This window comes from Rhodopseudomonas palustris HaA2, assembly GCF_000013365.1.
Lineage (GTDB): Bacteria > Pseudomonadota > Alphaproteobacteria > Rhizobiales > Xanthobacteraceae > Rhodopseudomonas > Rhodopseudomonas palustris_J.
Window position 1 is genome coordinate 592,036 of sequence record NC_007778.1, and the last position, 22,382, is coordinate 614,417.

General features: G+C 66.8%; 18 protein-coding genes. 9 read left to right on the forward strand and 9 right to left on the reverse strand.

Going from position 1 to position 22,382, the window contains the following annotated elements:
- Positions 1-24: 24 nt before the first annotated feature.
- Positions 25-945, reverse strand: a complete 921-nt coding sequence (locus RPB_RS02680) for a peptidylprolyl isomerase (protein ID WP_011439430.1) — start codon at positions 943-945, stop codon at positions 25-27.
- A gap of 339 nt (positions 946-1,284) precedes the next feature.
- Between RPB_RS02680 and secA the strand changes: the two genes are divergently transcribed.
- Positions 1,285-4,125: a preprotein translocase subunit SecA gene (gene secA / locus RPB_RS02685; protein ID WP_011439431.1), complete on the forward strand. Its 2,841-nt coding sequence runs from the start codon at positions 1,285-1,287 to the stop codon at positions 4,123-4,125.
- 304 nt (positions 4,126-4,429) lie between these two features.
- Here the strand turns inward: secA and RPB_RS02690 are convergent, their stop codons facing one another.
- The 4 genes from RPB_RS02690 to RPB_RS02705 form a co-directional block, all read right to left on the reverse strand.
- Positions 4,430-5,887 carry a L,D-transpeptidase family protein gene (locus RPB_RS02690; RefSeq protein WP_011439432.1) on the reverse strand — a complete coding sequence of 486 codons (1,458 nt, stop codon included), beginning with the start codon at positions 5,885-5,887 and terminating at the stop codon, positions 4,430-4,432.
- 374 nt (positions 5,888-6,261) lie between these two features.
- Positions 6,262-7,224 (reverse strand): acetyl-CoA carboxylase carboxyltransferase subunit alpha, encoded by a 963-nt coding sequence (locus tag RPB_RS02695; RefSeq protein ID WP_011439433.1) that lies wholly within the window; start codon positions 7,222-7,224, stop codon positions 6,262-6,264.
- A 153-nt stretch (positions 7,225-7,377) separates the two neighbouring features.
- Entirely contained in the window at positions 7,378-8,421 is a 1,044-nt protein-coding gene (locus RPB_RS02700; RefSeq protein ID WP_011439434.1) for a site-specific tyrosine recombinase, read from the reverse strand.
- Between the two features lie 17 nt (positions 8,422-8,438).
- Positions 8,439-8,585 (reverse strand): hypothetical protein, encoded by a 147-nt coding sequence (locus RPB_RS02705; protein ID WP_011439435.1) that lies wholly within the window; start codon positions 8,583-8,585, stop codon positions 8,439-8,441.
- 178 nt (positions 8,586-8,763) lie between these two features.
- On the opposite strand from RPB_RS02705, the gene RPB_RS02710 reads away from it, so the two are divergent.
- The 3 genes from RPB_RS02710 to RPB_RS02720 are packed head-to-tail and all read left to right on the forward strand — an operon-like array spanning position 8,764 to position 11,866.
- The gene (locus RPB_RS02710) at positions 8,764-9,381 is read left to right on the forward strand and encodes a shikimate kinase (protein ID WP_011439436.1); all 618 of its coding nucleotides are present in this window, start codon (positions 8,764-8,766) and stop codon (positions 9,379-9,381) included.
- Entirely contained in the window at positions 9,378-10,526 is a 1,149-nt protein-coding gene (aroB, locus tag RPB_RS02715; RefSeq protein WP_011439437.1) for a 3-dehydroquinate synthase, read from the forward strand. The genes RPB_RS02710 and aroB overlap by 4 nt, the downstream gene beginning before the upstream one ends.
- A gap of 14 nt (positions 10,527-10,540) precedes the next feature.
- The gene (locus RPB_RS02720; RefSeq protein WP_041798529.1) at positions 10,541-11,866 is read left to right on the forward strand and encodes an HlyC/CorC family transporter; all 1,326 of its coding nucleotides are present in this window, start codon (positions 10,541-10,543) and stop codon (positions 11,864-11,866) included.
- Positions 11,867-11,884: 18 nt separating this feature from the next.
- Here RPB_RS02720 and RPB_RS02725 read toward each other — a convergent pair whose 3' ends face one another.
- Positions 11,885-12,154 (reverse strand): BolA family protein, encoded by a 270-nt coding sequence (locus tag RPB_RS02725; RefSeq protein WP_011439439.1) that lies wholly within the window; start codon positions 12,152-12,154, stop codon positions 11,885-11,887.
- Positions 12,155-12,258: 104 nt separating this feature from the next.
- Between RPB_RS02725 and RPB_RS02730 the strand changes: the two genes are divergently transcribed.
- On the forward strand, positions 12,259-12,906 hold the full coding sequence (locus RPB_RS02730) for a J domain-containing protein (RefSeq protein ID WP_011439440.1): 648 nt from the start codon (positions 12,259-12,261) through the stop codon (positions 12,904-12,906).
- Positions 12,907-12,926: 20 nt separating this feature from the next.
- Here RPB_RS02730 and RPB_RS02735 read toward each other — a convergent pair whose 3' ends face one another.
- Positions 12,927-13,553: a DedA family protein gene (locus tag RPB_RS02735; RefSeq protein ID WP_011439441.1), complete on the reverse strand. Its 627-nt coding sequence runs from the start codon at positions 13,551-13,553 to the stop codon at positions 12,927-12,929.
- Positions 13,554-13,836: 283 nt separating this feature from the next.
- On the opposite strand from RPB_RS02735, the gene cobS reads away from it, so the two are divergent.
- From cobS to RPB_RS02755, 4 genes are all read left to right on the forward strand, one after another.
- Complete coding sequence (gene cobS, locus RPB_RS02740; protein WP_011439442.1) at positions 13,837-14,832, forward strand: cobaltochelatase subunit CobS; 996 nt, start codon at positions 13,837-13,839, stop codon at positions 14,830-14,832.
- 84 nt (positions 14,833-14,916) lie between these two features.
- The gene (locus tag RPB_RS02745; protein WP_011439443.1) at positions 14,917-15,417 is read left to right on the forward strand and encodes a DUF29 domain-containing protein; all 501 of its coding nucleotides are present in this window, start codon (positions 14,917-14,919) and stop codon (positions 15,415-15,417) included.
- Positions 15,418-15,426: 9 nt separating this feature from the next.
- Positions 15,427-17,322 carry a cobaltochelatase subunit CobT gene (gene cobT / locus RPB_RS02750; protein ID WP_011439444.1) on the forward strand — a complete coding sequence of 632 codons (1,896 nt, stop codon included), beginning with the start codon at positions 15,427-15,429 and terminating at the stop codon, positions 17,320-17,322.
- A gap of 16 nt (positions 17,323-17,338) precedes the next feature.
- Entirely contained in the window at positions 17,339-18,493 is a 1,155-nt protein-coding gene (locus RPB_RS02755; protein WP_011439445.1) for an esterase-like activity of phytase family protein, read from the forward strand.
- 14 nt (positions 18,494-18,507) lie between these two features.
- On the opposite strand, the gene RPB_RS02760 is transcribed toward RPB_RS02755, so the two are convergent.
- Positions 18,508-21,669 (reverse strand): PAS domain S-box protein, encoded by a 3,162-nt coding sequence (locus tag RPB_RS02760; protein WP_011439446.1) that lies wholly within the window; start codon positions 21,667-21,669, stop codon positions 18,508-18,510.
- A gap of 329 nt (positions 21,670-21,998) precedes the next feature.
- Entirely contained in the window at positions 21,999-22,304 is a 306-nt protein-coding gene (gene rpmB / locus RPB_RS02765; RefSeq protein WP_011439447.1) for a 50S ribosomal protein L28, read from the reverse strand.
- Positions 22,305-22,382: the final 78 nt, after the last annotated feature.

A 22,382-nucleotide genomic window follows, 5' to 3' on the forward strand; every position in this document is an offset into this window, starting at 1 on the left:
TCACAACTTGCCCGAAAGCGAAGATTACTTCTTCGCCGGGGCCTTGGCCGCCGGCTCGGCCGGCTTTGCCGCGTCGGCGGGGGAAGCGGCCGGCTCGGCCGGCTTGTCGAGCCGCTCGACCTTGGCGGCCTGACGCAACTGCGTGACGTAGTCCGACTGCGCCTTGCGGGTGACGTATTGCTCGATCTGCGGCTTGACCTGGTCGAAGGTCGGCGGCTTGCGGTTGCGCTTCTCCTCGACCTTGATGATGTGCCAGCCGAACTGGCTCTTCACCGGGTCGGAGATCTTGCCGGGCTCCAGCGCAAATGCCACCGCGGAGAATTCCGGCACCATCTGGTCCTTGGTGAAGAAGCCGAGATCGCCGCCGTCGGAGGCGCCCGGGTCCTTGGACTTCTTCTTCGCCAGCTCGGCGAAATCGGCGCCCTTCTTCAGTTCCTCGGCGATCGCCTTGGCCTCGTCCTCGGTCTCGACCAGGATGTGGCGGGCGTGGACTTCCTGCTCGCCGGAAATCTGCTTGGCGGCGTCCTCATAGACCTTCTTCATCGCCTCGTCGGTGGTGGCGGCCTTGCCCTCGACGCCGAGCAGATCGTCCATCAGCAGGCGGTTGCGGGCGAATTCGAGCCGCTTCTTGAACTCCGCACGGTCGGCGATCTTCTTGTCCTCGGCGGCCTTGGCGACGATCTTCATATCGATCAGGAACGACAGGACGTTTTCCTTCTTGGTCGCCGGGTCCATCTGGGCCAGGCTCGGGCCGAGCTCTTCCTCGGCGAGGGTGACGTCGCTCTGGCGGATTTCAGCGCCGTTCACCTTCGCCAGCACCGGGTTGGCGTCCTGGGCGCGCGCCATCGGGCTCGCGAGCAGCGCAAAAGCGAGACAACCGGTCGCGGCCGCGCTGATGATGCCGGAGCGCAGGGCCGAACGGGCTGCGGGTGACGCAGGGGTCATGGAAAATCCTTGTTCTGAAAGCCGGGGTGTCGGGGGCGGCGGGACAGTCACCCAATCACGGAGCCTTGGCAACGCGAAAACTCTGTCAAAATGATGAATTCCGTCACCGGGCCGCGCGTTGACATCCCCCTACCCCAGCCATATCTCTGCCGCCACTAGCACGGGTATCAAGGTCGTCGGACGGCCACGGCCGACCGCCGGCCCTCGATTGCTGGAATACCGATGGTTTCGCGGCTGCGCCTGTATCCCGATAGGTGGCTGGGCGTCACGATGAGTTGATACGGCTCGCGTGAACGGCAGACAGGCTGCGAAGTCACATCGCAAGGACAGGAAGCTGGCATGATCGGCGCGTTCGCCCGCAAACTCTTCGGCTCTTCGAACGATCGCAGGATCAAGGCGTACCAGGCCCGCGTCGCCGCCATCAACGCGCTGGAGCCGGAAGTCGCGGCGCTGTCCGACGAGGCGCTGCGCGCCCGCACCGATGAGTTCCGCGCCCAGCTCGCCGCCGGCAAGACGCTCGACGATCTGCTGGTGCCGGCCTTCGCCACCGTGCGCGAGGCCGCCAAGCGCACCCTCGGCCAGCGCCATTTCGACGTGCAGCTGATCGGCGGCATGGTGCTGCACGAGGGCGACATCGCCGAGATGAAGACCGGCGAAGGCAAGACGCTGGTCGCCACGCTGGCCTGCTATCTCAACGCGCTGGCCGGCAAGGGCGTCCACGTCGTCACCGTCAACGACTACCTCGCCAGCCGTGACGCCGGCTGGATGGGCCAGATCTACAGCTTCCTCGGCATGTCGACCGGCGTGATCGTGCATGGCCTCGACGACGGTCAGCGCCAGAAGGCCTATGCCTGCGACATCACCTACGGCACCAACAACGAATACGGCTTCGACTATCTGCGCGACAACATGAAGTACCGGCTCGAGGACATGGTCCAGCGCGGCCATTTCTTCGCCATCGTCGACGAAGTCGACTCGATCCTGATCGACGAGGCGCGCACCCCGTTGATCATCTCCGGTCCGCTCGACGACCGCTCCGAGTTCTACAACACCATCGACACCTTCATTCCGAGCCTCGACAAGTCGGACTACGACGTCGACGAGAAGCAGCGCTCGGTGGCGCTGACCGAAGCCGGCATGGAGAAGATCGAGACGCTGCTGCGCGACGCCGGCCAGCTCAAGGGCGAGTCGCTGTACGACGTCGAGAACGTCTCGGTGGTGCACCACATCAACCAGGCGCTGCGCGCCCACACGCTGTTCCAGCGCGACAAGGACTACATCGTCCGCAACGACGAGGTGGTGATCATCGACGAGTTCACCGGCCGCATGATGCAGGGCCGGCGCTATTCGGAAGGCCTGCACCAGGCGCTGGAAGCCAAGGAACACGTCACGGTCCAGCCGGAAAACCAGACGCTGGCCTCGATCACCTTCCAGAACTACTTCCGGATGTACGGCAAGCTCGCCGGCATGACCGGCACGGCGGCGACCGAAGCCGACGAATTCTACGACATCTACAAGCTCGAAGTGGTCGAGATCCCGACCAACCTGCCGATCTCGCGTCTCGACGAGGACGACGAGGTGTATCGCACGCAGGCGGAGAAATACGCCGCGATCCTCGCAGAGGTCGAGCGCGCCAACAAGCGTATGCAGCCGGTGCTGGTCGGCACCGCGTCGATCGAGAAGTCCGAGGTGCTGGCCGATCTGCTGCTGAAGAACGGCTACAAGCAGATCGATTTCGGCGATCCGAAGGGGCTCGACAAGCTCTACGCCGCCGCCCGCGCCGGCAAGCCGGCCAAGCTGTTCGCGGTGCTGAATGCGCGCTTCCACGAGCAGGAGGCCTATATCGTCGCCGAAGCCGGCGTGCCCGGCGCGATCACCATCGCCACCAACATGGCCGGCCGCGGCACCGACATCAAACTCGGCGGCTCGCTGGAAATGCGGATCCCGCAGGAGACCGCCGGGATCACCGACGAGGCCGAGAAGGCCGCCAAGGTCGAGCAGATCAAGGCCGACATCGAGCGCTTCCGCGACATCGTGCTCAACGCCGAGGACGAGATCGAGATCGAGCCCGCCAAGGGCAGCAAGCCGGCCAAGACCGCCAAGCGCCCCGGCGGCCTGTACATCATCGGCTCGGAGCGCCACGAGAGCCGCCGCATCGACAACCAGCTCCGCGGCCGCTCCGGCCGTCAGGGCGACCCCGGCCGCTCGAAGTTCTTCCTGTCGCTGGACGACGATCTGATGCGGATCTTCGGCTCCGGCAAGCTCGACACCATGCTGACCCGGCTCGGCCTCAAGGAGGGCGAGGCGATCATCCATCCGTGGATCAACAAGGCGCTGGAAAAGGCGCAGCAGAAGGTCGAGGCGCGCAATTTCGACATCCGCAAGAATCTGCTGAAATTCGACGACGTCCAGAACGACCAGCGCAAGGTGATCTTCGATCAGCGCATCGATCTGATGAAAGAAGACAGCGTGGTCGAAACCGTCACCGACATGCGCCACACCTACATCGAGGATCTGGTCGCCAAGCACGTCCCCGAGCACGCCTATGCGGAGCAGTGGGACGTCGCCGGCCTCAAGGACGAGCTGCACCGCGTCGTCGGCCTGGAGATTCCGGTCGACGAATGGGCCAAGGAAGAGGGCATCGCCGACGAGGAGCTGCTGGCGAGGATCGTCAAGGTGTTCGACGAGCACATGGCGGCGAAGGTGGCGCAATGGGGCCCCGACGTGATGCGCTACGCCGAGAAGAGCATCCTGCTGCAGACGCTCGATCATCTGTGGCGCGAGCATCTGGTGATGCTGGATCACCTGCGTCAGGTGATCGGCCTGCGCGGCTACGGCCAGCGCGATCCGCTGCAGGAATACAAGTCCGAGGCGTTCGGCCTCTTCCAGGAGATGAGCGCGCATCTGCGAGAGGCGGTGACGGCGCAATTGATGCGGGTCGAAATCATCCCGCCGGATCAGCCGCAGGAGCTGCCGCCGATGGAGGTCCACAAAATGGACCCCAACACCGGCGAGGACGAAATGGCGTTCGCCAACGTCTCGCTGGCACCTGCAGACAGCGTCGACAAGTCCGCCCGCGACCCGAACCGCCCCGAGACCTGGGGCAAGGTCGGCCGCAACGAGGACTGCCCGTGCGGCAGCGGCAAGAAGTACAAGCACTGCCACGGCCGGTACGCGTAACGCGTCGCCCTCGGCTCATCGAAACGCAGCAATGCCCGGCTCGTGCCGGGCATTGTCGTTTGGCGAATTTTGCGATGCTGCCGCCCGACGCTCATCCCAGGTTCGTCGTTCCGGGGCGCGAGCGCAGCTCGCGAACCCGGAACCCATAACCCCTGTGCTCAGTGGTGATGCGCAGCGTCGATCGGCGCTGTCCTTCGACCGCGATGCTGCGGCGTATGGATTCCGGGTTCGCCGCTGCGCGGCGCCCGGAATGACGAGGTGGTGGTGTCGTGGGCGACCCACGCGGCGGCCGAGGCGAGCCGCCTCAGCGGAACGCCGAGAACCGGCTGTCGAAATTATTCGACGACACCACGGGCGCGGCGCCGGTGATCGTGGCCGTCGTCGCCGGCTTTGCGGCGCCGGTGTCGACCGAGGGCTTGAGCTGGGGCTTGGTGGCGGCCTGCTTGGTGTCTGCCGGCTTCGGCACCGCGGCCTGCGGCCGGGGCGGCGCGGGCATGGTGTCTTGGCGCCGCGCGGTGACCACCTGCGGCGGCGAGGACGGCGGCGGTGTGGTCGAGGCGGTGGTCTCGCCGCTGCCGACCCGGCGCGACAGGCCGGACAGCAGGCCGCCGATATCGTCTTTCGTCGCCGAGGCCACGCGCGGTGTCGACGGTGCGGTGGTCGCGGCCACGGCCGTCGTCTCGGACGCCTTCTGCAGCAGATTGTCGGACGGCCGCGGCGGATTGACGGTCGGCGGGATCGTGCCGGGCGCGCGGTCGAATGCCGCGAGCGCCACCGGCGAGCTGTCGTCGGCTTCGGACAGGCCGGTCGAGGCGTCGGGGATCTTCGAGGCGAACACCTGATGCATGCCGCCGTCGATCCCGGTGCGCAGCCGCGCCACCGGCGTCCCCTTCGAAATCAGCTCGGCGAGCTTGGTCTGGTCCTTGTGATCCTTCTCGCGCACCGCGTCGGCGATGTCGGCCGGCACCGTATAGGCCGGGCATTTGGCGGAGGCGTTGAACGCCAGCGGCTTGGTCGCGCCCGGCGGGGGTGCTGCGTCGAACACGTATTTCTGCTCGCAGAAATCGACCTTCGGCTCCTGCCGCGTCACCTCGAAATGGTCGTAGCCTTGCTTCAGCATCCGCCAGAACGGCATGTTCGGGTTGTTGCGGTGCTTGGCGAAGTTCACCGGCGTCATTTTGAACGGATAGGCCTGCAGCTGGAACGCGCGCTGGCCGCCGAAGAACGATTCGCGCCCCAGCGCATAGATCTCGGCGATCTGTTCGTCGGTCATCGCGTAGCAGCCGCGCGACGAGCAGTCGCCGTGCACCATCAGTTGCGAGCCGGTGCGGCCGAGTGACTTGTCGAAGGCGTTCGGATAGCCGGTGTTGAACGACAGGTAATAGGACGATTGCGGGTTCATCTGGCCGGGCGAGATCGAATAGAACCCTTCCGGCGCCTGGCGGTCGCCCTCGCGGATCTTCGGGCCGAGATCGCCGGACCAGCGGCAGATCGGGTAGGTCTTGAGCAGCGCGTAGACGCCGCTGCGGTCCTGCTTCCAGACCTCGAGCTCGGCTTCCTGCTTGAACAGCCGCACCAGGATCGGCGACTGCAGGTCCATGTTCTTGTCCTGCATCGCGGCGACCAGCTTGGGAGGCACCGGCTGGTTGGCCTTGGCGTTGCGGGCGAGCGACATCTGGTCGCTGTTGCAGCCGGCCAGCACGGCGCTCGCGGCGATCGCGGCGGAGGCCAGCAGCGCGCGCAGCAGCGGAGTTCTCGTCACAACGAAGCTCCCCAGACGACCGGCAAACCTGCACCCCACATCTTGATCGGCTCGATCGGCGACTCGATCGGTGAGCAGTTCAGTCCGTCACTCTGACGCGATCCTCCGGGCCGTTGGCTCGAATTGTATCGCGTGCATTTACCAAGAAGCGCGGGACGTTTTCGCCTCGACACGGCGTGTCCTGCACTCACGAAAGATTATCCTTAAGCCCCCGCACCCGCAAGCCGATCGGCCTGCGGGACCGGTTCAGCGCCGGAGATGGTCAAGGAACACTGAACGTGGCCCCCGCGGCAAAACTGCGGCCGGGCGGACGGAATCCGTCGCTGTCGGAGCGGATGGTTAGCAAACCGGCAATGCCGGCGCTGCCCGGGTCGTCAGCCCAGCTTGCGGCCGATTTCGAGGAATTTCTGCCGTCGCCGGGCGCGAACCGTGCCGGCATCGAGCCCGGCGAGTTCGGCGAAGGCCGCCGCGATGGCGTCCCCGGTGGTTGCGATCATGGCGGCCGGGTCGCGGTGGGCGCCGCCCTTGGGCTCGGGCAGGATCTGGTCGATCACGCCGAATCGCAGCAGATCCTGGGCGGTGATCTTCATCGAATTAGCGGCTTCCTGGGCCTTGGTGCCGTCGCGCCACAGGATCGAGGAGGCCGCTTCGGGCGAGATCACGCTGTAGATCGCGTGTTCGAGCATCAAGACCTTGTTGGCGGTGGCGATCGCGATCGCGCCGCCGGAGCCGCCCTCGCCGATCACGACGGCGACATTCGGAACGCCGAGCGACAAGCAGGCGTCGGTCGAGCGCGCGATCGCCTCGGCCTGGCCGCGCTCTTCCGCGCCGATGCCCGGATAGGCGCCGGCGGTGTCGACCAGCGACAGCACCGGGATGCCGAAGCGGTCGGCCATGTCCATCAGGCGGACCGCCTTGCGGTAGCCTTCGGGGCGGGCCATGCCGAAATTGTGCTTGAGGCGGGTCTCGGTCGAGGAGCCTTTCTCCTGGCCGATCACGCAGATGCTCTCGCCCCGGAAACGGCCGAAGCCGCCGATCAGCGCCTCGTCCTCGCCGAACTTGCGGTCGCCGGCCAGAGGCGTGAACTCGGTGATCAGTCCTTCGATGTAGTCGACGCAATGCGGCCGCTGCGGATGCCGCGCCACCTGGGTCTTCTGCCACGGCGTCAGCGTCGCATAGAGCTCGTTCAGGGCCTGGACGGCCTTCTCCTCGATCTTGGCGACTTCCTCGTGGATGTCGCTGCCGGAGGCGGCCAGCGCGCGCAATTCGTCGATCTTGGAATCGAGTTCCGCGACCGGCTTTTCGAAGTCGAGATAGCTGCGCATGGGCTCGGACATGACCAGGACATGGGGAGGTTGTGCGACCGATATCGGCCCGGCTCCGGCTTTTCGAGCCGAACGCGCATCAAGTCAAGCGGCTGGGCCGGCCGGCGGCTTAGGCAAAAGAATCAGGCGCCGTTGGAGTTGCAAGGCTGACGCGGCGCGCCGGCCTCAGCCTTCCGCCAGCGGATGCAGGTCGCGGACCAGGCTCTTCAGCCGGTCTTCGACCACATGGGTATAGATCTGCGTGGTCGAGATGTCGCTGTGACCGAGCAGGGTCTGGACGATCCGCAGATCGGCGCCGTTGTGCAGCAGATGGCTGGCGAAGGCGTGGCGCAGCACATGCGGGCTGACCAGCCGCGGCGGCAGCCCGGCGCGCGCGGCGAGCTCCTTGAGGTCGCGGGCGAAATGCTGCCGGGTCAGATGGCCGCTCTCGCCGAACGACGGAAACAGCCATTTGGACGCGGGCGCGGCGGTCTTCTTGCCGCCGGCCGCGGCCTTTTCGGCCGCCGCGGCGGTCGCGAGATAGCGCGTCATCGCGGCTTTGGAACTGCCATTGAGCGGCACCAGCCGCTCCTTGTCGCCCTTGCCGCGGACCACGATCATCCGGGCATCGCCCCGCGCCGCCGTCCGCGGCAGCGCCACCAGTTCGGAGACGCGCAGCCCGGTCGCGTACAACACCTCCAGCAGGCAATACAGCCGCGCCGCGCGCAGCCCCGCCGCGCCCTCGGCGGCGTCGGCCTCCTGGCGCGCGCAGCCGAGCAGGCGGTCGACATCGGCGATCGAAAGCACCTTGGGCAGCCCGCGGCCGCGCTTCGGTCCGGACAGGATCGCCGCCGGATCATCGACCCGGATCCGCTCGCTCAGCAGGAATCGAAACAGATGCCGCAGCGCCGACAGCCGCCGCGCGACGCTCGTCGATGCGAAGCCGCGGGTATCCAGATCGGCGAGATAGCCGCGCAGCGCCTCGGTGTCGGCGGAGGCGATGCTCTTGCGGCGGCGGCCGAGGTAGTGCGACAGGTCGGCGAGGTCGCGGCGGTAGGCGTCGAGCGTGTTGGCGGAGGCGCCCTGTTCGGCCGCGATCATGTCGAGGAACAGCTCGCTCAGTCCGGCATCGGAATATGAGGTGGGCCGCAGCGGCGCGGCCTCCCGCTCGCCGGCAGCGGTGGCCGGGACGCTGGCTGAAGGACTGAATCTTGCTCGCGGTTTTCGCATGCCGCCGAGCCTAACTGCTATTTCTTGAGAAATTTGTCTTGCGGCACCACCACGGTGATGTCCCGCGATTTCGGGGCGGTAAAATTGGCCAGCGCGAAGATGGCCCCGTAGATCAGGCCGCCGATCACCGCAACGACCGACAGGAAGCGGAACAGGGTAGGCATTCGCGATCTCGGCGGCGCTGGAACGGCAATTGCCGGCACAATTGCTGGATGACGGGCGACGATGACCATGTTCGCCTGCGCGTGGCAAGAGACTCTGGCAACCGCAGCAAGCGCAGTAGTATAGCTGGCCGTTCCGAGCCCAAGCGATCCCGCGCCCAAGCCCACGGGTGATACGACTATGTCTGACAGCGCACCGTCGGCCGCCGCCGCCAGGTCCCAGCAGGAAGCCGAGATCGTCGCGGCGCTGGGCGAGCGCCCGGTCGTGCTTATCGGCATGATGGGCGCCGGCAAGTCGACCGTCGGCCGCCGGCTGGCGCTGCGGCTCGGGCTGCCGTTTCTGGACGCCGACACCGAGATCGAACAGGCCGCGGCGATGACGATCCCGGAGATTTTCGAAACCCACGGCGAGCCGCATTTCCGCGACGGCGAGGCCCGGGTGATCGCCCGGCTGCTCGATGGCGGCGCCAAGATTCTCGCGACCGGCGGCGGCGCGTTCATGCGCGAGGAGACCCGCGCGCGGATTCGCGACAAGGCGATCTCGATGTGGCTCGAGGCCGAGGCCGACGTCATCCTGCGCCGGGTCAAGCGCCGCGCCGACCGGCCGCTGCTGCAGACCGCGGATCCGGCCGGAACCATCGCCCGGCTGATCGGCGAGCGCTATCCGGTGTATCGTGGCGCCGACCTGACGATCGCATCGCGCGATGTGCCGCACGAGAAAATCGTCGACGAATGCGTTGCCGCGCTGCACGACTATCTCTGCAGCGCACCCGCCCCAACCCTGAGCGAGACACCATGACTGCGCCGCTGAACCATTCCGCTCCGATCAAGGTCGAGGTCGCGCTCGGCGATCGCGCCTACGACATCGTGATCGGCCGCAACGTGCTCGGCACGCTCGGCGAGCGGATCGCCAAGCTGCGGCCCGGCGCGCGCACCGCGATCGTCACCGATCGCACCGTGGCGCGGACCTGGCTGGCGCCGACCGAGGCGGCGCTGGATGCCGCCGGCATCGCGCATGCGCGCGTCGTGGTCGGCGAGGGCGAAAGCTCCAAGACCTATGCGGGGCTGGCGGAAGTCAGCGAGGCGCTGATCGCCGCCAAGATCGAACGCAACGATCTGGTGATCGCGCTCGGCGGCGGCGTGGTCGGCGATCTCGCCGGCTTCGCGGCGTCGATCCTGCGCCGCGGCGTCGATTTCGTGCAGGTGCCGACCTCGCTGCTGGCACAGGTTGATTCGTCGGTCGGCGGCAAGACCGGCATCAACTCGCCGCAGGGCAAGAACCTGCTCGGCGCGTTCCATCAGCCCGTATTGGTGATCGCCGACACCGCGGTGCTCGACACGCTGTCGCCGCGCCAGTTCCGTGCCGGCTATGCCGAAGTGGCGAAATACGGCGCGCTCGGCGACGAGGCGTTCTTCGCCTGGCTCGAAGCCAATCACGCCGAGATCGTCTCAGGCGGGCCGGCGCGCGAGCACGCCATCGCCACGTCGTGCCGGGCGAAGGCGGCGATCGTGGCGCGCGACGAGCGCGAAAACGGCGAGCGCGCGCTGCTCAATCTCGGCCACACGTTCGGCCATGCGCTGGAGGCCGCGACCGGCTTCTCCGACCGGCTGTTTCACGGCGAGGGCGTGGCGATCGGCATGGTGCTGGCGGCGCGGTTCTCCGCCGAGCGCGGCATGATGCCGGAGGCCGACGCCATCCGGCTGCAGCGCCATCTCGCCGATGTCGGCCTGCCGACCCGGCTGCAGGACATCGCCGGCTTCGCCCAGGAAGGCCTCGCCGACGCCGACGCGCTGTTGGCGCTGATGACTCAGGACAAGAAGGTCAAACGCGGCCAGCTCACCTTCATCCTGATGGAAGGGATCGGCCGCGCGGTGATCGCCGACAAGGTCGAGCCGGCGCCGGTTCGCGATTTCCTGGCCCGGCAGCTCGCGCGCGCATCGTGAGCGAGCGCGAGATCATGGACTGGGTGACGTCCGGTATCGTCATCGCCTGTCTGTTCGGCTCGGCGTTCTTCTCCGCCAGCGAGACCGCACTGACCGCGGCCTCGCGCGCCAACATGATGCGGCTGGCGAAGCAGGGCAGCCGCAACGCCGGCATCGTCGGCCGGCTGCTGGCGACGCGCGAGCGGATGATCGGCGCGCTGCTGCTCGGCAACAACATCTTCAACATCGGCGCCTCGGCGCTGGCGACCGGCCTGTTCACGGCCTGGTTCGGCGAGTTCGGCGTGCTCTACGCCACCGCGGTGATGACCGCGCTGGTGGTGATCTTTGCCGAGGTGCTGCCCAAGACCGTCGCCATCAACGCGCCGGATCGTTTCGCGCTGCTGGTCGCCAAGCCGATGCGGCTGATGGTGCTGGTGCTCGGCCCGCTGCTCACGGTGATCGAGGCGCTGGTCCGCGTGCTGATGCGGCTGCTCGGCATCAAGGTCGGCGCGCATCAGTCGCTGCTGTCGGCGACCGAGCGGCTGCGCGGCGCGGTCGAACTGATCCATCACGAAGGCGGCGTCGCCAAGCACGACCGCGACATGTTCGGCGGCCTGCTCGATCTCAGCGAATTGCAGGTCTCCGACGTGATGGTCCACCGCACCGAGATGGTGATGGTCAACGCCGACCTGCCGCCGGAGGAACTGGTTCGCGAGGTGCTGGCCACCGAGTACACCCGGATTCCGCTGTGGCGCGAGAAGCCGGAGAACATCATCGGCGTGCTGCACGCCAAGGATCTGCTGCGGGCGATGCGCGCCGCCGACGGTGACGCCGGCAAGATCGACGTCAACAAGATCGCGCTGCCGCCGTGGTTCGTGCCGGAGATGCGGCTGGTGTCGGAGCAGCTCAAGGCGTTCCGCTCGCGCAAGACCCACTTCGCGCTGGTGGTCGACGAATACGGCGAAGTCGAAGGCATGGTGACGCTCGAGGACATCCTCGAGGAAATCGTCGGCGACATCTCCGACGAGCACGACGTCGTGGTCGCCGGCGTTCGCACCCAGCCGGACGGCTCGGTCGTGGTGGATGGTTCGGTGCCGATCCGCGATCTCAATCGCGCGATGGACTGGAATCTGCCGGACGAGGAAGCCACCACGATCGCCGGCCTGGTGATCCACGAGGCGCGCTCGATCCCGGTGCGGGGCCAGAGCTTCACCTTCCACGGCTTCCGCTTCCGGGTGCTGCGCCGCGAGCGCAATCGCATCACCGCGCTGCGCATCGTCCCCGTGCTGCGCGAGACAGAAGCCGAGCTCGCCGACAAGAAGTCCGGGAAGATCGCGCGCATCGGCGGCCCCGCGGCGTGAGCCGCGGGCGCGCCTCCCTTACGCTTCGCCCGGCGCCCTGGCCTTCAGCGCCAGCGCGTGGACGCCGCCCGAAAGTTCCGCCGCCAGCAATTCGTTGACCATGCGGTGGCGATCGATACGGCTCTTGCCGGCGAATGCGCCCGACACGATATTCACCCGGAAATGCGACTCGCTGCGGCCGGAATGGCCCGCATGACCTTCATGAAGGTTGGATTCGTCGATCACCTCGAGGCTTTCCGGCGTGAAAGCTTCGCGCAACTTCTGTGTGAGACTGTCCTTGACGCCCATGGTCCGACCGATCGTTGGTTCGCCGCCTGCTCACACCATCAACCCGGGGCTTGCTGATAATGTCAAGACTTGAAGCTCGGCCCGAGGCGTAGTCAAAGTCACGCATGGCAATCGACTCGTCCAAATTCTTCGACAAGATCCGCGTCAAGCCGACCAAGGCCGCGGCGGCGAAGGAGGCTGCGCGCGAACAGGTGATCATGTGCGACGCGCCGGGCTGCGCCAATCGCGGCGCGCATCGCGCCCCGAAGGGCCGCGGGCTGGAGAAGGATTACTGGCACTTCTGCCTGAATCACGTCCGCGAATACAATCAGGGCTACAATTTCTTCGAGGGTATGAATGCCGACGCGGTGGCGCGCTATCAGAAGGACGCGCTGACCGGCCATCGCCCGACCTGGAAGATGGGCCAGAACGGCGCCAAGAGCCGGACCAAGAACCCCGAGGATCTCGCGGGCGCCGCCGATCCGTTCAACGTCATCAACGAGTTCAACGGCCGCAGCCGCTGGCGGCGCGGGCCCGATCCGTCGGCCGAGCAGACCAAGTCGGAGCCGCGCAAGGTGTTCAACGCCGAGCGCAAGGCGCTGCAGGTGATGGGGCTCGACAGCGACGCGACGCTCGAAGTCGTCAAGGCGAAGTACAAGGCGCTGGTCAAGCAGCATCATCCCGACGCCAATGGCGGCGACCGCTCGACCGAGGATCGCCTGATCGAGATCATCAAGGCGTATAATTACTTGAAGACGGTGGTGCGGACCTGACCGCGGCGGCGGCCGGCTCGTCAGGTCGCCTGCGCCTTACCCCGCCGTCGCCGCCACAGCAGCCAGCCAGCTAGAACGACCACGCCGGCCACGCCCGCGACCACCGGCAGCCAGTGATGCCATCGGCCGTGCGCCTGCTCCAGCGCGGTGGCGGCGACGACGCCGGGCAACACATGCGCCGGCGCCCAAAGCAGGATCGCCGGGATGTTGATCGCGAAGAACCGCGCCGGCGGCATCTGCAGCGCGCCGGCGGTGATCGGCACGAAGGCGCGAATCGGCGGCACGAAGCGGGCGAACAACACCGCCCAGCCGCCGAATCTCACGAAGAACGCCTCGGCGCGCGCCACCAGCTCGGGATAGCGCGCCATCGGCCATGCCGACAGGATGCGCCGCTGCTGGCGATGTCCGATCCAGTAGGCGGCGCCGTCGCCGAGCGCGGCCCCGGCCGCCGCCGCCGCGAGCACGCCGACCAGATCGAGCTGGCCGCCCGGAATCAGCGCGCTCAGCGCCAGGATGATGGTCGAGCCCGGCACCAATGTGCCCAGCACCGGCACCGCCTCCAGCAGCGCGGCCGTGAACAGCGTCAGATAGGCCAGCTCGCGATGGGCGGAGGCGAAGGCGATCAGGGCATCGAGAACGGCGTTCACGCAGGGCCTCGCAGCGCGAAAGGAGCGGTGGCGGCAGTCTACGGCAATGCGCCTGCGGAATCGTTGCGCGTTCCGCGGGCAAGCCGATCCCGATCGGCCTCCGGTTTCGCAGGGCAGCCTTCCAAAAACCGAGTCTCGTGCCTATCTCAATGAAACATCGGCGGAACTTTGATCATACGGCGGGCTTCTGCGGATCGCGGCGGTCTGCTAGGTTTAAATCCGCACTCAACCGCATCCACCACATAGATCGGGTTTCGGGCGCGTCCGGGACCACGGAGGATTGATGACCGCCGCCACGACCAAAGCCCAGGAGATCACCGGCCTGCCCGACATGAAGGTGTCGGTCCGCCAGGTCTTCGGCATCGACAGCGACCTCGAAGTTCCCGCCTTTTCCGAGGCCGATCCGCATGTGCCCGATGTCGACAGCGACTATCGCTTCGACCGCGCCACCACGCTCGCGATTCTCGCCGGCTTCGCCCGCAATCGCCGCGTCATGGTGACGGGCTTCCACGGCACCGGCAAATCGACCCATATCGAGCAGGTTGCGGCCCGGCTGAACTGGCCCTGCGTCCGCGTCAATCTCGACAGCCACATCAGCCGCATCGATCTGGTCGGCAAGGACTCGATCGTGGTCCGCGACGGCAAGCAGGTCACCGAATTCCGCGACGGCATCCTGCCCTGGGCGTTGCAGCACAATGTGGCATTGGTGTTCGACGAATACGATGCCGGCCGCCCCGACGTGATGTTCGTGATCCAGCGCGTGCTGGAAGTCTCCGGCCGGCTGACGCTGCTCGACCAGAACAAGGTGATCAAGCCGCATCCGGCGTTCCGGCTGTTCGCCACCGCCAACACCATCGGCCTGGGTGATACCTCGGGCCTGTATCACGGCACGCAGCAGATCAACCAGGGCCAGATGGACCGCTGGTCGATCGTCACCACGCTGAACTATCTGCCGCACGACGAGGAAGTCGAGATCGTGCTCGCCAAGGCCAAGCACTATCGCAACCCGGAAGGGCGCGACATCGTCAACAAGATGGTGCGGCTCGCCGATCTCACCCGCAACGCCTTCGCCAACGGCGACCTGTCGACGGTGATGAGCCCGCGCACGGTGATCACCTGGTCGGAGAACGCCGAGATCTTCGGCGACATCGGCTTCGCGTTCCGCGTCACCTTCCTCAACAAATGCGACGAGCTGGAGCGCCCGCTGGTGGCCGAGTTCTATCAGCGCTGCTTCAACGCCGAGCTGCCGGAAAGCTCGGTGAATGTTGCGATGACGTAAAGCCGGGCCCTCTCCCCGGGTGGGAGAGGGTGCCTTCGCGGAGCGGGCGCCCGCCTGTTCACCACGGCGCTGTGAGGATTGGCGATGACGACCAGTTCGAAACTACGTCCGCAGCCGGAACCATCGGCGACCTCGTCCCCGTGCTACGAGGGGGATCTTTACGGTTGGGTTCAGCATCAAGTCGCGCTGCTGAAGGCCGGCAAGCTGTCGGAGATCGATGCCGGGAATGTCGCCGAGGAGTTGTCGGACGTGGGCAGCGAGCAGTACGACAAACTCGAAAGCGCGATTCGCGTTGTGCTGTTGCATCTCATGAAGTGGGATCACCAGCCGACGCATCGTTCCAAGAGCTGGGTTTTTTCGATCCGAACTCAGCGCCGACATATCGTCAAGGTTCTCAAGAAGAACCCCAGCCTAAGGCCGCATATTCCTGAAGCGATCGGTGATGCCTACCACGATGCTCGCGACGAAGCCCAACAGGAAACCGGCCTCCCGGCAAGCGTCTTCGAGTTGACCTGTCCGTATGATTGGGATGCGATCCAATCTCGTGCCGTTGAGTTTGAAGACATCCGCTCACCGGAAGAGTAATTTCTCAGCATGACCACATCCAACACCAAATTCCGCACCGGATCGAAGGAAGCGCCGACCGAGCCGTTCAAGCGGGCGGTGACGTCGTGCCTGCGGGCGATCGCCAAGACGCCGGAGCTCGAAGTCAGCTTCGCGGCGGAGCGCCCCGGCCTGTCGCCCGGCAAGGCGCGGCTGCCGGAGCCGGCGCGAAAGATGAGCAAGCGCGACGCCGCGATCGTGCGCGGCCATGCCGATTCGATCGCGCTGAAGCTCGCTTGCCACGATCCGAAAGTGCATCGCAAGCTGATGCCGGGCAATCCGCAAGCGCGCGGCGTATTCGAAGCCGTCGAGCAGGCCCGCGTCGAAGCGCTCGGCGCTCGGCGGATGGCGGGGGTCGCCAAGAACCTCACCGCGATGCTCGACGATCACTTCCACCGCGGTAAGTTCGACGAGATCACCGACCGTGCCGACGCGCCGTTGTCGGACGCGCTGGCGATGCTGGTGCGCGAGCGCCTCACCGGGCTGGCGCCGCCGGCGGCGGCGAAGAAGCTGGTCGACCTGTGGCGGCCGGTGCTGGAAGACAAGATCGGGCCGAAGCTCGACGAGCTCGAACGCTTCGCCGAGAACCAGGCGAAGTTCGGCGACGCCCTCCACGACCTGCTCGACGTGCTCGAACTCGGCGACGATCGCGACGCCGATTCGGACGAGGAAGAGAACCAGGACGACAAGCAGGAAGGCGAGAACGATCAGTCCGGCGCCGAAGGCACGCCGGAGAGCGAAGCCGCCCAGGAGATGAGCGCCGACCAGGCCGAGGCGACCAGCGACGACCTCAGCGACAGCGCGATGGAAAGCGCGCAGGCTTCGGCCTCCGATGCCTTCGACGATTCCGAGACCGGCGAGGACGACACGCCGGGCGAGGCGACGCGGCCGAACAATCGCGGCGCCAACGAGCCGCGCGGGCCGGAATATCACGCCTTCGCGCCGAAATTCGACGAGGTCGTCGCCGCCGAGGACCTGTGCGACCACGACGAGCTGGAGCGGCTGCGCAGCTATCTCGACAAGCAGCTCGCGCATCTGCAGGGCATCGTCGCGCGGCTCGCCAACCGGCTGCAGCGCCGCCTGATGGCGCAGCAGAACCGCGCCTGGGATTTCGACCTCGAGGAAGGCATTCTCGATCCGGCCCGGCTGTCGCGTGTCGTCACCGACCCGTTCCATCCGCTGTCGTTCATGAGCGAGAAGGAAGCCACCTTCCGCGACACCGTGGTGACGCTGCTGCTGGACAATTCCGGCTCGATGCGCGGCCGCCCGATCACCGTGGCGGCGACCTGCGCCGACATTCTGGCGCGGACGCTGGAGCGCTGCGGCGTCAAGGTCGAGATTCTCGGCTTCACGACGCGCGCCTGGAAGGGCGGTCAATCGCGTGAGGCGTGGCTCGCGGCCGGCAAGCCGGCGTCGCCGGGCCGGCTCAACGATCTGCGCCACATCATCTACAAATCCGCCGACGCGCCGTGGCGCCGGGCCCGCAGGAATCTCGGGCTGATGATGCGCGAGGGGCTGCTCAAGGAGAACATCGACGGCGAGGCGCTGGACTGGGCGCACAAGCGGCTGCTCGGCAGAAGCGAACAGCGCAAGATCCTGATGATGATTTCTGACGGCGCGCCGGTCGACGATTCGACGCTGTCGGTCAATCCCGGCAATTATCTCGAGCGGCATCTGCGCCACATCATCGAGGAGATCGAGACCCGCTCGCCGGTCGAGCTGATCGCGATCGGCATCGGCCACGACGTCACCCGCTATTATCGTCGCGCGGTGACCATCGTCGACGCCGAGGAGCTCGGCGGCGCGATCACCGAGAAGCTCGCCGAACTGTTCAGCGAAACCGCGGACGTGCCCGCGCCGGGTCGCCGTCGTCGGCTGCATTCGTGATCGCGCGCGAAGCGCGATGACACGACCGACCGCGCACTCGGCTGAGCTGAAAGTGCACAGCGCGAGCAAGGGAGCCGGCGCGCTCCCTCTCCCCTCTCCGCAAGCGGGAGGGGAGACGACGCGGCGGCGCTTTCTTGCCGGGAGTTTGGCGATCGGCGCTCTGGCCTGCTTTCCGGCGCTCGGTCCGCGGCCCGCGCTGGCGCAGGCCACCAAGGCCGAGCTCGACGCCTATTCGATCCCCGCCGCGGAGCGCATCGCGGTGCGGGCGCGTCCGATCGACCAGTTCGACCTGCGCGACCGCGGCGGCCGACGCTTCGGCGCGCTGCAGTTTCGCAGCGGGCTGATTCTGACCTCGCCGTTTCGCGGCTTCGGCGGGTTGTCGGCGCTGCGGCTCGATCCGAAAGGCGAGCGCTTCGTGGCGATCAGCGATCGCGGCGTCTGGTTCACCGGCCGCATCGTCTATGACGGCGCCGCCATGGCGGGCGTCGCCGACGTCGAGGCGGCGCCGCTGCTCGGGCCCGACCGCCAGCCGCTGACGAAGAGCAAATGGTACGACAGCGAAGCGCTGGCGTTCGACGGCGGCACCGCCTATGTCGGCTATGAGCGCGTCAATCAGATCGTCAAATTCGATTTCGGCCGCGACGGCGTTCGCGCTTCGGGGCAGCCGATCGCCGTGCCGCCGGGCTTGCGCAAGCTGCCGAACAACAAGGGCATCGAGTCGCTGGTCGTGGTGCCGAAGGGGCTGCCGCTCGCCGGCACGCTGATCGCGATCTCCGAGCGCGGCCTCGACGCCGGCGGCAATGTCGTCGGCTTCCTGATTGGCGGCAAGACGCCGGGTCCATTCGCCGTTCGCCGCTCCGATAATTTCGACGTCAGCGACGCGGTGCTGCTGCCGTCGGGCCAACTCCTGATTCTCGAGCGCAAATTTTCGTGGATCGAGGGCGTGCATATCCGGATCCGGCGGATCGCATTGGCGACGCTGGTGCCCGGTGCGACCGTGGATGGCCCGGTGTTGTTCAACGCCGATCTCGGCCACGAGATCGACAACATGGAAGGCCTCGACGCCCATCAGGACGCCGCCGGCGACACCGTGCTGACGATGGTGTCGGACGACAATTTCTCGATGCTGCAGCGGACGCTGCTGCTGCAGTTCACCCTCGTGGACGACTGACGCTCGGCCGCGGGTCAGACCGTCGCATTGTCCACTTCGCCGGCTGCCGTCACGGTGTCGGCGGCGGGACTCAGCGCGAGGCGGATCATGCGGGCGAGATCGCTGCGCCGATACGGCTTCGACAACAGCAGGATATCGGAATCGATCCGGTCGTTGTGGATCAGGGCGTTCTCGGAATAGCCGGAGGTGAACAGCACCTTCAGCCCGGGCCGGCGCAGGCTCATTTCGGCGGCCAGCTGCACGCCGTTGTAGGGGCCCGGCATCACCACGTCGGTGAACAGCAGGTCGAATTGCGTGTCGCTGTCTCCGATCGACAGCGCGGCCGTGGCGTTGCCGACCGACAGGGTGGTGTAGCCGAGGCTCTTGAGCTGAGCGTTGACGTAGCTGCGCACCATGGCGTCGTCCTCGACGACCAGGATGGTCTCGGTGCCGCCGATCGCGCCCTGCTCCGACGTCGCCGGCGCCTGGCGTTCGATCTCGGCGGTGGCGCGCGGCAGATACAGCCGGAACGTGGTGCCGAGGCCTTCCTCGCTGTACAGCGTGATGTGTCCGCCGGACTGCTTGATGAAGCCGTACACCATGCTCAGCCCGAGCCCGGTGCCTTTTCCGATGTCCTTGGTGGTGAAGAACGGATCGAACACCTTGCCGCGGATCGCCTCGGGAATGCCGCAGCCCGAATCGGTGATCGCGATCATCACATAGGAGCCGACCTCGACATTGCCGAGCCGCCTGGCGAATTCCTGGTCGACCACGATGTTGCAGGTCTCCAGCGTCAGCTTGCCGCCGTTCGGCATCGCGTCGCGGGCGTTGACCGCGAGATTGACCAGCGCGGATTCGAGCTGGCCGCGATCGACGTAAATCGGCCAGACGTTGTCCGCGAGCGAGGTCTCGACTTCGATCTGTTCGCCCAGTGTCGGCCGCAGCAGGCTCTGCAGCCCGGCCACCAGGGCGTTGACGTCGGTGTCGTCCGGCCGCAGCGGCTGCTTGCGGGCGAAGGCGAGCAGCAGCCGGGTCAACTCGGCGCCGCGATCGGCCGCCTCGCTGATCAGCTTGGCGATGTTCGCCAGATGCGGCTGCTCGGCGACGCCGTCGCTGATGATGTCGATGGTGCCGGTGATCACCGTCAGCATGTTGTTGAAGTCGTGCGCGATGCCGCCGGTGAGCTGGCCGATCGACTCCATCTTCTGCGATTGCCGGAGTTGCTCCTCGAACGCGATCTTCTCGGTCAGGTCGCGCAGGAACGCGTTGATGACGAAGCTGCCGTCGCGATACAGCGCGGTCATCGCGACTTCGAGCGGGATCGGCGTGCCGTTGTTGCGGATCGATTCGATCTCGACGCGGAAGCCCGAGCTGTCGCGCCCGAGCGTCGATGCGAACTGCTTGAACTCCTCGGTGCGCTGCTCGAACTGGTCGGGCGGGATGATCAACTTGAACACGTTGCGGCCGATCGCTTCGGCGCGACGCCAGCCGAACATTTCCTCGGCGTGCGGGCTCCATTCGGTGATCGTGGCGAGCGCGTCGATCTGCACGAAGGCGTCGAGCGCGGTGTCGATGATCGCCCGCGCCATCTGCTCGCTGCGGCGCAACGCCTTCTCGGCCGTCTTGGTCTGGGTGATGTCGTGATACACCATCACCGCGCCCTGGTTCTCGCCGGTCTCGCTGCGCAGCGGCCGGCCGTTCGCGATCAGATAGGATCTGCGGTCCGATCCGATCGGCTGCACCATGAATTCGAAATTGACGATGGTTTCGCCGCGATAGGCGCGCAGCAGCGGCGATTGGTCGGGCGGCAGCGGGGTTCCGTCCGGATAGTAGCGGTCGAACGAGCGGGTGGTGTTGAGCAGGCCGACGCCGGACAGCGTCCCGAACAGGTCGCGCGCCGCCGGATTGGTGAGCATCACCATGCCGCGCGCATCCGCGACCAGCACCGGATCGACCATGTTGTCGATGGTGTTCTGCAGCACCCCGGCGATGCGGCTGCGCTCTTCCGCCTCCTCGGCGAGGGCGATCGCTTTGCGCTCGGCTTCGCGGGTCATCTGTGAAAAGGCTTCGGCCAGCAGCTTGATCTCCTGGCCGCCGCCGGGAGCGAGCTCCAATTTTTCGCCGCGCGCGAACGCCTGAACCGAGCGGGTGATGCGGACCAGCGGCCGGGTCAGCGACTTCGCCAGCGGAAACGCCATCAGCATCGCCACCAGCACCGCGACCGCACCGCCCGTCAGCGTCGAATTGCGGACCGCCGTCTGCACCGAGGTCAGGGATTGATACGGCCGCATCTCGATCACGCCGATCGTCGGACCGTCGGCGAGACGCACCCAGCCCCAGCCGGCGCCGAAGCGTTGCCCGGTGCGATCCTCGATCACGCGCGGGGTGGTGTCCTTGCCGTCGAGCAGTGCCGCGAATGCCGGGAAATCATCCTGGACGCGGCTGGGCCTGCCGAAATCGAAGCCGAATTCGCGCGAGCGGTCGGGATGCAGCAGATAGTCGCCGGCGTCGTTGACGATGTAGGTCAGGTTGCCGACGACGACGCTGTTTCGGACCCGCTCGAACAGCGCGCCGAGATTGGTGTTGATCACCAGCACGCCGAGCCGCGTGCCGTCGCCGGCATCGATCGGCGCCATGATGCGCACGGTGGGGACGTGGGGAATTTCCAGTCCGGTCGCCGTCTTGTTCAGTTCGATCCGGGAGATCGCCACCTCGCCGGGTGGCAGCGCCATGCCTTGCTTGAAATAGCCGCGGTCGCCGCGTCGCGTCAGCTGCGCCGCCGGTGTCGCGCGGATCGTGCCGTTCGGGCCCAGTCGGTCGACCCGCACCAGTTCGCGGCCGCCGTCATCGGGCCCGAGGATGCGCAGGATGGCGGAGTTCGGCTTCCCGGCCATTTCCGCGGCGAACCGATCCTCGATTCGCCGACGCCAGTCGGGGGTCGCCTCGCCGGCGCGGTCGCGGTTGGCGAGCAGATCGCGGAGGGTCGTGGAGGCCTGCGCACTGACCGCGTCCGCGCGCGTGCCGCGCAGATACGCATCCATCAGCAGCGCATGAAGCTGCGAGCGCGTCTGCAATTGCAGCAAGGCGCGGGGCATCACCAATTCGACGATGCTGCGGTAGTTCAAAAAGCCGAGGACCGCCGTGGTCACCAGGACCAGCGCCACCATCGCCAGCGTCAGGCGGGTCGAGAGCTTCATCGCGGCCTCTGCGAGGCGGGGGCATTGCCGTCGCCGTCAAACCGGACCGGCGTCCCCCTCGGGACATGGTGATCAGTCCGACCAGGCGGGGTGACTGCCCAAGCTATTGCTTGTGTCCGCCCGACCCGTCACCTCGGAACACTACGTGATTCGTCTCGGGATGCGGTTCTGTGGGATTCGACCGGTAAATCCGGCGCTGTCGGCGCTAGGCAGCTTCGCCGGCGACGCTCGACCATCCGACGATGGGATGAGACATGTCGACATGCGAAAACAGCCGGGTCTTTCAACCCGGCCGTCCGCAGATGTCGAAATGCCGAATCGGCGGCCGATCAGCTCGCGGCTGCGGCCGGCTCGGCGGCCTTCTTCTTGGCGATCGCGCGCTTCAGCTCGGCCGCCTTCGGCGACAGTTCGGCGACGCTGGCCTTGAGCAGGAAGGCATCGAGGCCGCCGCGATGATCGACGCTCTTCAGCGCATTGGTCGACACCCGCAGCCGCACCGGGCGGCCGAGCGCGTCCGACAGGAAGGTGACGTTGACCAGATTGGGCAGAAAGCGCCGCTTGGTCTTGATATTCGAATGGCTGACCTTGTGGCCGGTCTGGACACCCTTGGCGGTCAGTTCGCAGCGCCGGGACATGGCGAAAATCCTCTGTCATCCCCGCCAGCCCACGGGCAGGCGCGGGGGGTCTATCGACGTCCATTTCAGGAACCGCGG